At 46.2% G+C, this 15794-nt stretch carries 14 protein-coding genes; 9 read left to right on the top strand and 5 right to left on the bottom strand.

Features of this window, described 5'->3' with window-relative positions; genetic code table 11:
- Window positions 1-35 precede the first annotated feature (35 nt).
- Window positions 36-752, bottom strand: a complete 717-nt coding sequence (gene trmB / locus MHI32_RS06560; protein WP_036679523.1) for a tRNA (guanosine(46)-N7)-methyltransferase TrmB — start codon at window positions 750-752, stop codon at window positions 36-38.
- Between the two features lie 196 nt (window positions 753-948).
- Window positions 949-1128 carry a hypothetical protein gene (locus MHI32_RS06555; protein WP_036679526.1) on the bottom strand — a complete coding sequence of 60 codons (180 nt, stop codon included), beginning with the start codon at window positions 1126-1128 and terminating at the stop codon, window positions 949-951.
- A 324-nt stretch (window positions 1129-1452) separates the two neighbouring features.
- Between MHI32_RS06555 and MHI32_RS06550 the strand changes: the two genes are divergently transcribed.
- The 4 genes from MHI32_RS06550 to MHI32_RS06535 are packed head-to-tail and all read left to right on the top strand — an operon-like array spanning window position 1453 to window position 5006.
- Window positions 1453-2409: a TIGR01212 family radical SAM protein gene (locus MHI32_RS06550; protein ID WP_076128066.1), complete on the top strand. Its 957-nt coding sequence runs from the start codon at window positions 1453-1455 to the stop codon at window positions 2407-2409.
- On the top strand, window positions 2409-3011 hold the full coding sequence (locus tag MHI32_RS06545) for a class I SAM-dependent methyltransferase (protein WP_076128068.1): 603 nt from the start codon (window positions 2409-2411) through the stop codon (window positions 3009-3011). The genes MHI32_RS06550 and MHI32_RS06545 overlap by 1 nt, the downstream gene beginning before the upstream one ends.
- 48 nt (window positions 3012-3059) lie before the next feature.
- Complete coding sequence (locus tag MHI32_RS06540) at window positions 3060-4028, top strand: type I phosphomannose isomerase catalytic subunit (protein WP_076128070.1); 969 nt, start codon at window positions 3060-3062, stop codon at window positions 4026-4028.
- A 27-nt stretch (window positions 4029-4055) separates the two neighbouring features.
- Complete coding sequence (locus MHI32_RS06535; protein WP_076128072.1) at window positions 4056-5006, top strand: alpha/beta hydrolase; 951 nt, start codon at window positions 4056-4058, stop codon at window positions 5004-5006.
- Between the two features lie 1384 nt (window positions 5007-6390).
- Here MHI32_RS06535 and MHI32_RS06530 read toward each other — a convergent pair.
- The 3 genes from MHI32_RS06530 to recQ are packed head-to-tail and all read right to left on the bottom strand — an operon-like array spanning window position 6391 to window position 10311.
- Window positions 6391-6522 (bottom strand): hypothetical protein, encoded by a 132-nt coding sequence (locus MHI32_RS06530; RefSeq protein WP_340012056.1) that lies wholly within the window; start codon window positions 6520-6522, stop codon window positions 6391-6393.
- A gap of 30 nt (window positions 6523-6552) precedes the next feature.
- Window positions 6553-8460, bottom strand: coding sequence for a B12-binding domain-containing radical SAM protein (locus tag MHI32_RS06525; RefSeq protein ID WP_076279505.1), 1908 nt, complete (start codon window positions 8458-8460; stop codon window positions 6553-6555).
- Window positions 8461-8475: 15 nt separating this feature from the next.
- Window positions 8476-10311, bottom strand: coding sequence for a DNA helicase RecQ (recQ, locus tag MHI32_RS06520; RefSeq protein ID WP_076193010.1), 1836 nt, complete (start codon window positions 10309-10311; stop codon window positions 8476-8478).
- 170 nt (window positions 10312-10481) lie between these two features.
- Between recQ and MHI32_RS06515 the strand changes: the two genes are divergently transcribed.
- The 5 genes from MHI32_RS06515 to MHI32_RS06495 all read left to right on the top strand — a co-directional run bounded on the left by MHI32_RS06515 (window position 10482) and on the right by MHI32_RS06495 (window position 15702).
- Window positions 10482-12095: a spore germination protein gene (locus tag MHI32_RS06515; protein ID WP_139330130.1), complete on the top strand. Its 1614-nt coding sequence runs from the start codon at window positions 10482-10484 to the stop codon at window positions 12093-12095.
- Window positions 12088-13191 carry an endospore germination permease gene (locus MHI32_RS06510; protein WP_076128078.1) on the top strand — a complete coding sequence of 368 codons (1104 nt, stop codon included), beginning with the start codon at window positions 12088-12090 and terminating at the stop codon, window positions 13189-13191. The genes MHI32_RS06515 and MHI32_RS06510 overlap by 8 nt, the downstream gene beginning before the upstream one ends.
- Complete coding sequence (locus MHI32_RS06505; protein ID WP_076128080.1) at window positions 13184-14407, top strand: Ger(x)C family spore germination protein; 1224 nt, start codon at window positions 13184-13186, stop codon at window positions 14405-14407. Before MHI32_RS06510 ends, MHI32_RS06505 begins: the two co-directional genes overlap by 8 nt.
- Before the next feature lie 24 nt (window positions 14408-14431).
- The gene (locus MHI32_RS06500) at window positions 14432-14620 is read left to right on the top strand and encodes a CLC_0170 family protein (RefSeq protein WP_076128081.1); all 189 of its coding nucleotides are present in this window, start codon (window positions 14432-14434) and stop codon (window positions 14618-14620) included.
- A gap of 101 nt (window positions 14621-14721) precedes the next feature.
- Window positions 14722-15702: an RluA family pseudouridine synthase gene (locus MHI32_RS06495; protein WP_076128083.1), complete on the top strand. Its 981-nt coding sequence runs from the start codon at window positions 14722-14724 to the stop codon at window positions 15700-15702.
- Window positions 15703-15794 lie beyond the last annotated feature (92 nt).

Genomic DNA, 15794 nt, shown 5'->3' with positions numbered 1-15794 from the left:
TATTGAAGCATGCCATTTGAAGCAGTGCTTTGTAACTACAGCCGATATTTATCCAATCGGGTAGCCTGATACTGTTTGAGTGCTTCTGCACCTACAATTGCCTCGCAACGATGGATATTCACGCCACGTCCGACAAATTTCGTCTCATATTCTGTCATGATATGATCCTCGTTGATGATGCCATCTGCATGTAGGTCCAAAGAAATATTTTTCATCTGCAAGCCAAAGTCCGCAAAGGCATTTAATGAGAACTCAAAAAGACTGCGGGAATCTGTTTTTAGATGAATTTCACCTAGATCGCTAAGCAAACCGCGATATTTGTCAAGAAAACGTGGATGTGTCAAACGACGCCGGGCATGCTTGCTTTTAGGCCACGGATCGCTGAAATTAAGATAAATCCGCTCAAGCTCTCCCGGAGCAAATACTTCCTCAGCATAATCGATATTTGCAAGTGCCAATTTCAGGTTAGGCGGTGTTTCATGTCCTGCCGGCTCCCATACTGCTCTAGCCTTATCTCCAGCACGGCGGATCAGCTCATCATACATATCCACTCCGATAAAGTTAATATCAGGATATTTAAAGCTCATTTGGCTGATAAACTGTCCTTTGCCCATTCCGAACTCCACATGGATCGGATGATCGTTACCGAACAGCTTGGACCACTCACCTTTATAACTCCGAGGATCTAGAATGACTAAATCCGTCTGTTCTTCCAAACTTTCACGTATTCCTTTTCTTCCGCGTAAACGCATAGGTATTCCTCCGATTATCTCTTATACGATAACTGTCACTTGCAATATTGTGCCGAAATTGTCCCAAAAAGTAAAGGGATTGCGGTAAAAAAAGAAAAAGGAATTCTCTGGTTCAGCTCTTAAATGAGCTGTTCAGAGGAATTCCTTCGTTGTTGTATATTGGAATAGATTTCGTTCTTGTCTGGCAAATCAGGATTTACTTTGTGTTTGTGGCAAATGTCTTTTTTTCGAATGCGCTACGAATTTTGCGCTGCGCATCTGTCTTGATCTTAGGGTTGCCGTTAAATTCCACGCCCGTTAGTGCAAGGGCTTCATCTGGTGTTAAGTGGACTTCAATCGAATCTTTACCCTCAGCATATACCGTTTGAGAATTCATTGCTATCACCTCACGGTTATTATTATGGATCGGACGACACGAAATTATGAACTCTTGGATGAATTTCTTTATGCCACAGCAGCTTTTCACACTCTGAATATAACATACTATGTAAGCATTTTCAAGCTGAAAGCGCCTTATTTCCTGCCTATTTTTCATGCCGTTATGAGGAGTCAATGTTACGCCGAGCTCGGTTTTTTGATACAATGTATTGGATTATAAGAAACGGCTGTGCGTTCTCTGGGATAAGGACGCCATCTGTCTCAGAAAAATATAAGGATAAGGAATCTTATCCATAATTATATTTTCAGAAAGGGGCTTCTCGTGTCTAATCTTCAATACACTTCTCCTCCGCAACTTTGGGGAGATAAACGTTTTCATACTTGGAATTACGAAATGCGTGAACACATGAACACCAAGGTATTCAAAGTTATGCTTGATGCAGGCTTTACCTGTCCCAATCGTGACGGCTCCATTGCTAAGGGAGGCTGCACATTTTGCAGTGCCAGAGGTTCTGGTGATTTTGCCGGAAGCCGCCGAGATGACCTAGTCACACAATTCAATAACGTCCGTGACAGACAGCATCTGAAATGGCCAAATGCTAAATATATCGGTTACTTCCAAGCCTATACTAATACGTACGCTCCGGTCGAAGAGCTGAGAGAATATTTCGAAGTTATTTTGCAGCAGCCTGGTGTCGTTGGATTGTCTATTGCTACCCGCCCTGACTGTCTGCCGGATGATGTGGTCGAATATTTAGCAGAGCTGAACAAGCGTACGTATCTTTGGGTAGAGATGGGTCTTCAGACTATACATGACTCCACTTCTGAGCTTATTAACCGGGCGCATGATACGCAGTGTTATGTGGAGGCTGTGGAGAAGCTGCGCCGTCACGATATTCGAATCTGTACCCATATCATTCACGGTCTCCCACAGGAGACGCACGAAATGATGCTCGAAACGGTATCTGCTGTAGCTCGCATGGATGTGCAGGGAATTAAGATTCACCTTCTGCATCTCATGCGCAAAACACCAATGGTGAAGCAGTATGAAGCAGGATTGCTCCGATTCATGGAACAGGACGAGTATGTGAAGCTGATTGCTGATTCACTTGAAATTCTGCCCCCTGAGATGATTGTTCATCGCTTGACTGGAGATGCCCCACGGGATCTCTTAGTTGGACCGATGTGGAGTCTCAAGAAATGGGAAGTGCTAAATGCCATTGACGATGAGCTTGTTGCTCGTGATACTTGGCAGGGTAAGTATTGGAGGAAGGGCTAATGGGCTTTATGTCCGTTCTAAGCTTTGCTCATAAATTAATCTCTGAGCGGCTAACTTTAGGTGACCGTGCGATTGATGCAACTGTAGGTACTGGTGCTGACACGCTTTTTCTAGCCAAAACAACCGGAGCTCGTGGCGAAGTCTACGGCTTTGACATTCAAGCTGCGGCGCTGAAGCTGGCAGAAGAACGTCTCCGGCTTACGCGGGAGGACACTTCCTCACTCTCTGCCGTTACCTTACTGGAACGCAGCCATGCCGAAATGGCAGAAGCCGTCCCGGCTAACTGGCCAGGCACCGTTGGTGCTGTAATGTTCAATCTTGGCTATCTGCCTTCAGGCGATGCCGACAAGAATATCATTACTGAGCCGGATAGCTCTATTGCAGCCCTGGAAGCTTCACTCCAGCTGCTGCGTCCGGGGGGAATTATTACGGCTGTACTGTATCCTGGACATGCAGGCGGAGATCTCGAAGCCGCCGCTGTTGAAGCTTGGGCTGCGACTGTTTCCCCTAAGGTAGCGCAGAGCATTGTATACCGCCAGTTGCAGCGCACGGACGCACCTTATGTAATTGCCCTCGAGAAGAAAAAAGGTTCCCCATCTTAAGCTTTGTAAACAATCAAACAATCTTGTAATTGGGAAGGAAGATTACGAATGACACAACCATATCCTTTAAAATTTCAACCGGAGTTTAAAGAACGTGTCTGGGGTGGCCGCGCGCTGGAGAAATTCGGCCTGAATCTACCAGAAGGTCATATTGGTGAAGGCTGGATGATTGCCGATCATGCGAATGGAACATCTTCGGTGGTTAATGGAGAATTAGCTGGACAAGGTCTGGATCAAATTCGTGAGCAATTTGGTCACGAGTGGTTCGGAAGCAAGGGAATATCAGAAGCTGGCGGAAGATTTCCACTCTTGATCAAATTGTTGGATTGCAACGACAACCTTTCCGTTCAAGTCCATCCTACGGATGATTATGTAGGATTGCCTAAAGGTGAACTGGGTAAAACAGAGATGTGGTACGTATTAGACGCTAAGCCAGATGCAAAAATCATCTACGGCCTTAAAGAAGGCGTAGACCGTGAAACATTACGCGAAGCACTGGAAAAAGGTACGGTTATGGATAGCCTTCAAGAGGTATCTGTCTCCGCTGGCGATTCCTTCTACATCCCTGCCGGAACGGTACATGCTCTATGTGCTGGTGTCGTTGTAGCGGAAATTCAACAGAATTCCGACACTACATACCGTATTTATGACTACGACCGTCCAGGACTAGATGGAAAACCACGCGAGCTTCATATCGAGGATTCTCTGAATGTTACAGCTTATGAAGGCGCCGGCGCTACTTCGATGAAGACCGATCATGCAGTGCCTGGAGAGTGGCTGCAGCTTGCCGCTTCACCTTATTTTATTGTCGAAAAAGGGATCGTAAATGGTTCATGGGATCTCACCACTTCAGAAGACAGCTTCACTATTCTGGTTATCTGCGAAGGCAGCGGACATCTGACTTGGGAAGGCGGCTCCCAGCCTTATGCCGCAGGGGAATGTTATCTGATTCCTTCCAACCTAGGCCGTTATACTATCGAGGGTCATTCTACTGTGCTTCGCTCTTATTTACCATAAGTCGAGAACCTTTAGGAGGAATGGACCATGAAGGAAAACAGCTTTACTCTAACGGATCCCATAGGTGTAACCATCCATGTCTATGAATGGTTACCTGAGTCCGATGTGCCAGTTAGAGGAATCGTGCAAATTTCACACGGGATGTGTGAAACTGCTGCCCGCTACGCTCGTTTTGCGGAAGCTTTAACCGGGGTTGGTTATGCAGTATATGCAAATGACCACCGGGGACATGGTAGAACCGCTGGTCAAGTCAACCTGCTTGGTGATGTTGGGGAGGACGGATTTTATTGGATGCGGCGCAATCTTCTACAGGTAGGTGCCGCAGCACTCTCCAAGCATGAAGGAAAGCCCATCATTTTATTCGCACACAGCATGGGTTCCTTTCTGGGTCAAAAACTCATGTGCGAAGAAGGCAACGAAATCTATTCAGGGTTTATCCTAAGCGGGACAAATGGTCCACGCAGTATGCTGCGTATTGGAGAATCTCTGGCTAGCGCGCAGCTTAAGCTAAAGGGTGAGCATCATCGCAGTGTACTGCTGAACAGTCTGGTATTTGGCAGCTATAACCGCGCCTTTTCCCCGGTCAGAACAACATTTGACTGGCTGAGCAGCGATACTGCGGAAGTAGATAAGTACATTTCCGATCCATTCTGCGGAGCTATTTGTACAACACGCTTTTTCCGTGGTTTCTTCCACCTCCTAAGAGAGATCCATACTGAGGAATCACTTAGCACATTATGTACAGGTAAGCCCATTTATATATTCGGTGGGGATAAGGACCCTGTCGGGATGAACGGTCAAGGCATTCCCCGTCTTGCGGAGTTGTATAAGAAACGAGGAGTGTCAGACGTTGAGTTCCGACTCTATCCAGAAGGCAGACACGAAATGCTAAATGAAGTGAATCGAGATCAAGTCACAGCCGATGTGCTCAACTGGTTAGAGCGCCACCTTCCTTCAGAGGTTGCTAAGATAAGTTAAGAAAAAAGCGCAGTTGTTAGTGAATTTATGAGACGAGAAATGAGACAACATAGAAGCGATGCTCCCGGTATTTGGGAGATCGCTTCTTTGCGGTTTGCGGTTTGCGGTTTGCGGTTTGCGTTTTGCGTTTTGCGTAGCTTGTCTCAGCAGACTTCTCAATCTAACAATCTCCAGTTCCTCCGCGCATCTGAACTTAGTAAATAAACATCCCCCACCGCTAAAGGACTCAGTTGACGCTGTCTTCAGCTCATCGTTCTCCCACACCACGTACAAACTCGTTGTCGCTAGCTACACATCATCACCATTCCCCCGCTACTTTGGGACTCAGTTGACACTAACTATACATCGTCACTCTCCCCTCCACTTTCGGACTTCAGTTGACACTAACTACATATCATTACTCTCCCCGCTACTTTCGGACTCAGATGACGCTATTTGCTGATTTATAGCCTTTCGAGCTAGGTTTCGGACTCCAGTGCACCTATTCCTTCCAAAGAGGTGTATATTAGGTGTTTTTCGTGCCAATAGCGACTATGCGGTCCGTTTGCATCCAAAAAACAGGATATTTCCACGTATAAGGTCCGCTGGGTCCGCCTGCGTCGGGTTACTCACCGCTTCCGGACTCAGATGATGCTATTTGCTATTTTCAGACATTCGAGCTAGGTTTCGGACTCAGCTGTCACTAACTACACATCATCACTTTCCCCCTCCACTTTCGGGCTCAGTTGTCACTAGCTACATATCATCACCTTCCCCCGCCGCTTTCGGACCCAGATGACGCTATTTACTAATTTATAGCCTTTCGAGCTAGATATCGGACTCCAGTGCAGCTATTCATGTGAAACAGGTTCATATTGGGTGTGTTTCGTGCCAATAGCGACTATGCGGTCCGTTTGCATCCAAAAAACAGGATAATTCCACGTTATAAGGTCTGCTGGGTCCGCCTGCGTCGGGTGACTCACCGCTTCCGGACTCAGATGACGCTATTTGCTAATTTATAGCCATTCGAGCTAGGTTTCGGACTCCAGTGCAGCTATTCATGCGAAACAGGTTCATATTGAGTATTTTTCGTGCCAATAGCGACTATGCGGTCCTTTAGCATCCAAAAAACAGGATATTTCCACGTATAAGGTCCGCTGGGTCCGCCTGCGTCGGGTTACTCACCGCTTTCGGACTCAGTTGACGCTATTTGCTGATTTATAGCCTTTCGAGCTAGGTTTCGGACTCCAGTGAAGCTATTCATGCGAAACAGGTTCATATTGGGTGTTTTTCGTGACAATAGCGACTATGCGGTCCGTTAGCATCAAAAAAACAAGATAATTCCACGTATAAGGTCCGCTGGGTCCGCCTGCGTCGGGTTACTCACCGCTTTCGGACCCAGTTGTCAATATCCCCACCATCTCTCTCCTCCACCATATGCGGACTCAATCGCCACTAGCTCCACCTCATCCCCTTCCCAGCCACTTGTGAATCCAGATGACGCTATCGCCCAAGACAAAAAAATAGACCGTCCCATAAAGGAACGGTCTATCCTTCCACCCGCCTATTACAAGGGCAGTGTGTAGTACTGAGCGCGTTGGCTCTCGTTCTGCTGATACATTACGATTAGTAGCGTGCGCCCTTCTCTAATGGAAGCGGGCTCCGCTACAGCTACAGCCGAGCTTGCTGCTTGCGCAGTCTCTTCTAAACTACTATCCGCTGCTCCCTGTAATGGCGAGTCTGCCGAAGGCAACGCCTCCAGATTAGCCATATCAGCTTCACTATCCTCCAAGCCTTCATCGGCACGCATGCCGCTGATGGAATCCAGCACCGCTTCCAGCGAGAATGGCAATACTTCCAGCACAGTATACTTTTGCAGTTCTCTTTCGTTAAGTCCTGCTTCTGCTAACTGGGCAGAAATTTGACCCGGATTAGCCGCGATATCTTTTAAATAGCTCGACCAATCCGACTTATCCAGCACGAAATCCCACCAGATTTTGCGCGGCTTGTACTTGTGTCCAAGAAAATAGTCCAGCTTCATCAAGCCAGTTATAACATCCATAGACGGCGTCCCGCGATCTATCAGGAAGGACTGCAAGCGGGTGAAGAGATCTTCCAGCTGATGACCAATCTTTTGCCAGCCTCTCTCCTCCCAGTAGTCACCGAACTCCTGAAAGAAATCGAATGGCGAATCAAATACATGTCGGATCAAGTACTTGGCCGTATGGTCCATCCGGTGGCTGTTCCAGTATTTCTCCAGCACATCCTCAAGCCGCTTCAAACGGATAATGTCTGAGAAAGGCATCATATGACTGCTAAGAATTTCGTAGGGTGCGTGTTCCATATACGTGTACTCATATTTAGACGCCTGCGCCCGCAGCCCCGTTCCCCGCAGCATTTTGAGGAATCCTAGCTGTAGCTCTTCCGGCTCCATAACGAATACATCATTAAACGTTTTACGGAAGGTACTGTAATCCTCCATAGGTAGTCCGGCAATCAAATCCAGATGCTGATCGATATTGCCGCTTGCCTTAATCTTCATTACGGTACGGGACAGCTTTTTGAAATTCTGGCGGCGTTTAACAAGCTCATTCGTCTCATCGTTGGTAGATTGCACCCCAATTTCAAATCTAAAAATACCCGGAGGCGCATTCTTAGATAGGAAATCCAGAACTTCCGGCCGCATGATATCTGCGGTAATTTCGAACTGAAACACGCAGCCTTGATGATTATCGATCAGGAATTGAAACATTTCCATCGCATAGTTGCGGTTGATATTAAAGGTACGGTCCAGAAATTTAATGATTTTGGCGCCATTCTGTATTAAATAAAGCAGATCAGATTTCACTCGTTCAATATCATAATAACGTACGCCTACCTCAATACTGGATAAACAGAACTGGCAGTTAAATGGGCACCCGCGGCTTGTCTCAAAATAAACAATACGTTTACTCAAATCTGGAATATCCTCAGGAAAACGATGCGGCGTAGGCAGGGTATTCAGATCGCTTTTGGGACGTGGTGGATTGACAATGATCTCTTCTCCCTTGCGATAAGCGGCTCCATACACAAAGTGAAACTTACGATCATCCCTTAGCTCCTGCAGCAAATGGTGGAACGTCTCTTCCCCATCTCCATTAACTATAAAATCAATGCCAGCTTCTCTTTTCATCCAATGAAGCGGCTCATACGAAACTTCCGGTCCTCCGAGAACAATCGTAACTTCAGGCATCACTTGCTTAAGAATACCAATCAGCTTCAGCGTCTCTTCGATGTTCCAGATATAACAGGAGAAACCAATCACATCTGGCCGTTTCTGAAACAAGTCGGACACAATATTCATCACGGGATCTTTGATGGTGTACTCTGCCAAATGAATATCCTTAAATTCATGCTCACTGTACGCTTTTAGCAAGCGGATTGCGAGTGAGGTATGAATATATTTGGCGTTTAACGTGGTCAGGACGATTTTCATGCTACACGACCTTTTCTACATTTCATTTTGAAAAAACTCTAAGAATGCCTTACCGTACTTCCGGTACTTCACTTCCCCAACACCCTTTACCCTCAGCATTTCCGCTTCGGTCTGCGGGCAAACCACACTCATCTCACGCAGCGTGGCATCATTAAAAATAATGTACGACGGCACATGCTCGCGTCCTGCCAATTCACGCCGGATAAGACGCAGCTGCTCAAAGACAGTCTCATTGACGGCTGATGGCGACAGGTCATGCCCCCGACTACGAACTCTCGTACCGGATGTTGTACCTGTCCGCGAAGGCCGTGCCACACGCTGCATCACCTCACGCTGTCCGCGCAGGACCTCGGCAGCCAAAGGCTGAAGCCGTACTACAGGGTACTGGCCTTCCGACAAGGCAAGATACCCTTCTGAGATAAGCACATTGATACTCTCTGAGATTTCCTTCTCCGTCCGGCTCGACATCGCCCCATGTGTGGGCAGCTTATCGAAGCCGTACTGCATCACCTTTTGATTGCGAGAGCCTTTCAGCACAGATGCCACCAACGCTACACCATAACGCTCCCGCATGCGGTGGATGCAGGAGAAAATCTTTTGCGCATCGACGGTCATATCCACTAGCTCTCGTTCATCCGTACATGAGCTGCAGATACCACATGGCTTGTCCCCATGCTCTTCCCCGAAATAATCCAGCTGGGCACTGCGCAAGCAGCGAGTAGTATAGCAATAATCAATCATTTGCTGAAGCTTGCGATATTCGTTAGCTTTACGGTCAGTATCCTGTGGATTCTGCTCGATCAGGAACTTTTGCGTCATAATATCCTGCGCACTAAACAGCAAAATACATTCACTCGGCTCCCCGTCACGTCCAGCACGACCTGCTTCCTGAACATAAGCTTCCATATTTTTGGGCATATTGTAGTGAATTACGTACCGGACATTGGATTTATCAATCCCCATCCCAAAGGCATTCGTAGCCACCATGACCCGGATATCGTCATAGAGGAACCCTTCCTGGCTATCTGCCCGCTCCTGGTCGTTCATACCCGCATGATAGCGACCTGCCGCTATGCCAGAAGCTTGCAGCCTCTGATACAGATCATCTACTTCTTTGCGGGTTGCCGCATATACAATCCCCGGCTGGTGAGAATGCGTAGCCGCATAATCCATAACGAACTCCCGCTTGTTCTCTCCCCGCAGCACGGACATTGCCAGATTATCTCTTCCTAGCCCCGTCATGAAAATACCCGGCTCGCGCAAGCGCAGCAGCCGGACCATATCCTCCATAACCTCCGGCGTCGCCGTGGCGGTAAATGCTGCCAGGATCGGACGTTTAGGCAGCTCATCTACAAATGGAGATACCGACAGATAACTTGTCCGAAAATCATGTCCCCACTGGGATACACAGTGCGCTTCATCAACAGCCACGCAGGAAATAGACAGCTCAGCCATTTCCAGACGGAACCAGTCCAGCTCAAGTCTTTCGGGCGCAACATAGAGCAGCTTCAAATCGCCCCGCCGGGCAGCCCGAATCCGCTCATTCACTTCTTTTCCGCTTAACGTGCTATTAATAAAGGCTGCCGGAATACCCGCAGTAGTTAACGCATCCACCTGGTCTTTCATCAGCGAGATCAGTGGTGATATCACCAGTGTCAGCCCTGGCAGGAGCAGTGCAGGAACCTGATAACAGATCGATTTCCCGCCACCCGTAGGGAGGATTCCCAGTGTGTCGCGTCCTTCCAGCAAGTTCTGAACAATCTTTTTCTGGCCATCCCGAAAGTCTGGATAACCGTAATATTTTTGCAGCTCAGCCTGCGCCTGTTCAATAGTAGGTGCTTGCATCTTCATATCTCTCATAACTCCTTAGGCGTTTCTATCTTTAGTTTAGCGGTCAATGGTGTAATGAGCAACACTTCTTAACTATCATCACCCTGTTCTTCTTTTGAAATATTTACATAAAAGGTCTTCTTTTAAGCCAAGCTTTAATAAGCGTGATTTCATAGAAAGGTGGAGCGACCGTGCAAAATTGGAAACAAAAATATACCTCCTTTAAACAAAAGCCTGCACGTAACGAGTCCTCTGCCCAGGACAATCGTCCAGTAAAGCCATTGGATTCCAGCCTGAAGAGCAATATAAGCTTCATTCGACAAGTCTTTGGAGAAGACAGCGACCTTATTGTCCGTAACTTCAAGGTATACGGTAGATATGATGCGGCTATTATCTTTTTTTCTTCTGTGGTGGACCAGAATCAAATTCAGAACTATGTTTTAAAGCCATTAATGAATGTTTCCTCCGACCACTCAGAAATTCCAAAAGATCTAAAGGATTTACCTGATTACATCTGGAGTATGACTGTACAAGTCACACAAGGTAACCGCACTAAGGACCTAAATACTCTAGTCTCCGTCTTGTTGGATGGAAATGTAGTTCTAATCATAGATGGAATGGATCAGGCACTTTACTTCAATCTGCGTAAAATTGAGCATCGTAGCATTGAGCAACCTCAAACTGAACAAGTTATACGCGGTTCACGTGATGGGTTTATAGAGAATTTAGAATCCAACATCTCTTTGCTTCGCTATCGACTACAAACGCCGGATTTTCGTGTAGTAACTGCCCCTCTTGGCGTACGGACGCGCTCAAAAGTAGCTGTTTGTTATATCGAAGGAATAGCCGATCCAGGGCTAGTTCAAAAGGTGATGAAGAGATTATCAGCAATAAATGTAGACGGCATCCTTGATGCGGGGTATATCGAGCAATTTATAGAGGATCATCCCCTTTCCCCGTTTCCACAGGTTCAGCCAACTGAACGTCCGGATAAATCTATAGCCTCTTTATTAGAAGGACGAGTCATCATCCTTGTAGATGGCTCACCTTTCTGCCTTATCGTCCCGGCACTTTTCAACCAATTCTTTCAGACGATGGATGACTATACGGAACGTTTTATCGTAGGAAGCCTCCTAAGAATGATCCGCCTGATCGCATTATTATTTTCCCTTTTCTTCCCTGCCTTATATGTATCCATTATCTCTTTCAACCCTGAGCTACTGCCGACAGAGTTCGCCGTAGCAATAACAGGTGCAAGAGCTGGCGTACCCTTTCCAGCCGTATTGGAAGTTCTGATTATGGAAGTCTTCATGGAGGTGCTGCGCGAAGCAACCATTCGCCTACCGCAAATGATTGGCGGGGCTCTTTCTATTGTAGGTGTGCTTGTCATTGGTCAGGCAGCCGTAGCAGCAGGTCTGGCGAGTCCAACCACCGTAGTTGTTGTCGCTATAACGACCATAGGGTCTTTTGCCACACCCGCTTACAATGCCGCAATCTCTTCAAGAATGCTTAGATTTCCATTGATCATATTGGCAGGCTGCTTTGGCCTGTACGGAGTAATGCTGGGCACTATTGTTATTATCAACCACTTATTATTCCTGGAATCTTTTGGCGTTCCCTACATGACCCCCTTTGTCCCTACGATATGGAAGGACCTTAAGGATAGTATCGTTCGGGTACCTTTATGGTGGATGCGAAGCCGCCCAAGCTTTCTTAATACACCTGATCCTGATCTTCTTGCCAAGGATATTCCGAAAATGCATACCGATCTGATTTTTAAGGAGAAAAGTGAAGCTGATGAATAGTAACCGCCCCATAACAACGATCCAAGTCATGGCTGTAATCGTTAGTACGATTATAGGAATAGGAATCTTAAGTATTCCTCGTTATATGGCTGAAGCCGGAGACAGTGGTGCACCGCTCGTGACTGCTTCTGGTGTACCTGTTGCTTTTTTGGGTTGCTGGTTTACAGCAGCTGTCTGCCGAAAATTCCCGAACGAAACGTTGTTCGTATTCAGCCGCCGCCTTCTCGGAACTGGGCTCGCGGATATTTTCTCCATTTTTATTTCTTTGTTTTTTGCTTTCTCTGCCGGGATCACCATGCGCCAATTCGGAGAAGTATGTATTGCGGTTGTCTTTAAAAAGACACCCATCGAAGCAGTAATTCTCTTAATGCTCCTACTGGTTGCCTTATCAATCCGAAGAAATATTGTGAAATTCACTTATGTCCATGTTTTCTATTTACCTTTTATTCTATTATCTGTTATAGCAATTGCCTTGGTAGCTATGAAAAATGTTGATGTTCTAAACTTGCTACCCCTCACCGGAAATCACACCACCTTTTCAAGCTTTTCCAAAGGAACGATTACGTCCGCTGGCCTTTATCAGGGCACATTTGTCATCATCCTGCTGGTTCCTTTAATGAAAAAACCTCAACAGATCCTTAAAGCAGGCACTGTTGCGCTTTGTATCATTGGATTCATTTATGTAATGATCGTTTGGGTCACTTTAGGCATGTTTGGAGCTCAAGAAACCAAATTACTTTCCTATCCAACCCTAGAAGCAGCTCGCTCCATATCCATCGGCGCAGGACTATTAGAACGGTTTGATGCTCTTTTTATAATAATTTGGGTGGTTTCTATATTCACTTCCATCTTTACGAACTACTACTTAGCTGCATACTCTCTGCAACAAGTGCTGCGGCACAAGGATCACCGCCTAATATCCAGTTTCTTACTTCCACTTATCATCACTTTTTCACTTTTGCCGAGAAATATATTTCAGGTCTATTCATTTGCTAGCATTACAGCGATAATCGGTTTGATTTTTTTGACCTTCTATCCTCTTTTATTATGGTTAGTCTCTCTAATCCGAAATAAAGGAGCCATTTCTCATGAATAAAAAAATTTACAAGCGTGTAGTTCTTATATTTATTCTCTCACTCATGTCTGGCTTACTCTCAGGGTGCTGGGACCAGCTTGAAATAGAAGACCGTGCATTGGTGCTAGGGTTATCCATTGATTCCGTCCCTCCAGACAGCAAAATAAATGATGATCAAACCACTCATCTTAAAAGCGCAAATATTAACCTTCCCAAAATCCGTGTGACCGCCCAAATTGCGGTTCCGGGAAGAGTTCCACTCGGACCAGGCAGTGGGGGGGAAGGCGGAGGCGTGAATCAAAATCCAGTATGGGTCGTAGAAGTGTACGGGTACACCTTAGATGACGCCATGAACAATTTACAGCAGCAAATTTCTGATCCACGTTATCTAATTCATTTACGAGTGATTATTATTAGTGAGGACATCGCAAAAAAAAGCATGAATGACTTAAATGATTATTTGCGGCGAAATCCAGAAGTTCGTCGCCGGACCTGGCTGCTAGTATCCGAAGGGGAGGCTGCTAAATTTATGAATATTAATCCTCCGCTGCAGCGAGTGCCGACCCTTTACATCCTCTCCACCATGGAAAAAGCAGTAACATCAGGAAAATTCCCCGCTGATTATATAGGTGTATTCTGGTCAGCAGAATCCAAATGGGGCGAAAGTGGTTATCTGCCTTACGTCTCATTACATCAGGAAGACAATATCATGATTAAAGGCCTAGCTTACTTTAGTGGTGGAGTGATGGTCGGATCGACGATTCCGATTGAGATTGGCGCATATATGTCCATGAAGGGCATTAATCCCGGGGGATACTCCGATCTTTTTTATGCTGATGAATTCGGTCCGGTGATGCTCAAGGTCAACGACCGGTTCACGAGGGTGAAGGTCCATTTCAAAGAGGGCAAACCTCACATCACTTATAACCTCACTTTAGAGGCGGCTCTAGATGAGCATTTACGTAGTGATATCCCTATCGATTCCAGCCGTTCTTTAGAAAAGATTGAAGATATTTTTCAAAAGAGAGTGATCGGTATTTTCAACCACCTTATCAAAGAAACTCAACAAGCGCATTCCGATGTCTTTGGCATGGGTGAATATATTCGTGCATATGCTCCCTCCTACTGGAAAGCCAATATTCGTGACAAACATGACTGGGAGCAGCAGTATTCCAATCTCAGTATTGAAGTTAAGTTGAAAACTCACATCGACAGAGTAGGTCTTAAACAAAATTAAATGACGTTTATGGGAGGCTCTACTATGCTCTATCACCAGCTAACCTACGTAATTGTTGCGCTGCTGATCTCCAGTGTTCTGTTGCTTACTGTGGATACTAAAATATATGCAGTCAATGCCATGCACCGGGAAAAGAAATATGCCCGCATATTAGGCTGGATTTATCTCGGTTTATTCCTGCTTCTTGGATTAGCCCAGCTGTTCTATTTATGAGCATTTACAAACCAAACCAGCAAGCCTGCCCTCTCCATAGTATTTCTTCACAGCCCATGGTATATTGAGGAGTACAATATTAAAGGACGGAGAATGCATCCATGAACTCAAGAAGAAATCCTAAAGAAACAGCCAAAAGAGGTACTCGTTCTCACAGCAAGCCTACTGGCAAGCTTAACCATAAAACTAAAACAACCGCAGCACCCAAGTCTTTTACTGTAAACGAACCTTCTGAACTGTTGCCCTTCTTACTCACCCACGTCACGGGTCGCGGACGAAATGCGATTAAATCCATCCTATCGCGTGGACAAGTGTCGGTGAATGATAAGGTAGTTACACAGCATAATTTCCAACTGCATCCGGGTCAAAACGTTACTATTGATCAAGAGAAGCCTGTACAAACAGCAGAGATGATCGGACTTAAAATCGTTCATGAGGATGAAGATCTGATCATTGTTCAAAAGGATGCTGGACTGCTATCTATCGCCACTGCGGAAGAAAATGAATTGACGGCTTACCGCCAGCTTATGGAGCATGTCCGTGTTAGCAATCCAAAAAATCGGATTTTTGTCGTACACCGTTTGGACAGAGATACTTCAGGCGTAATGATGTTTGCCAAAAGCGAACGGATTCAGCAGGCATTACAAACTACGTGGAAAGATACTGTGAAGGAACGTTCTTACGTAGCGCTCGTCGAAGGCGCGGTTAAAAGACCTGAAGGCAAGATAAGCTCTTGGCTCAAAGAAACCTCAACCCTTAAAATGTATTCCAGTCCTCATGAAGGCGATGGACTACATGCAATTACACATTATAAGCTTATACAGGCTAACCGCCATTTTTCCTTGCTAGAGGTTAAGCTCGAAACCGGACGAAAAAATCAGATTCGGGTGCACATGGCAGATATCGGCCACCCTATCGCAGGTGACAAGAAATATGGGGCAGAGACCAAAACGGTAGGAAGACTTGGCCTACATGCTCGAGTGCTCTCTTTTATTCATCCAACCACTGGAGAACTAATGACCTTTGAGAGCCCGATTCCGAAGACGTTCCTGAAATATACTGCACCTGCGCCTACAAACTAAGAATTGAACGTATACCCACGACTGACGAGCCTTCCCGCTTATGGGAAGCCGTAACTTCTACACAAGATGCCCGGTCCATTTGGTCCTGGGCG

The organism is Paenibacillus sp. FSL H7-0690 (assembly GCF_037980415.1).
GTDB classification, from domain to species: Bacteria; Bacillota; Bacilli; order Paenibacillales; family Paenibacillaceae; genus Paenibacillus_AQ; species Paenibacillus_AQ odorifer.
Note: the sequence above shows the minus strand (reverse complement) of the source record. Positions and strands in the feature narration are given on the sequence as shown.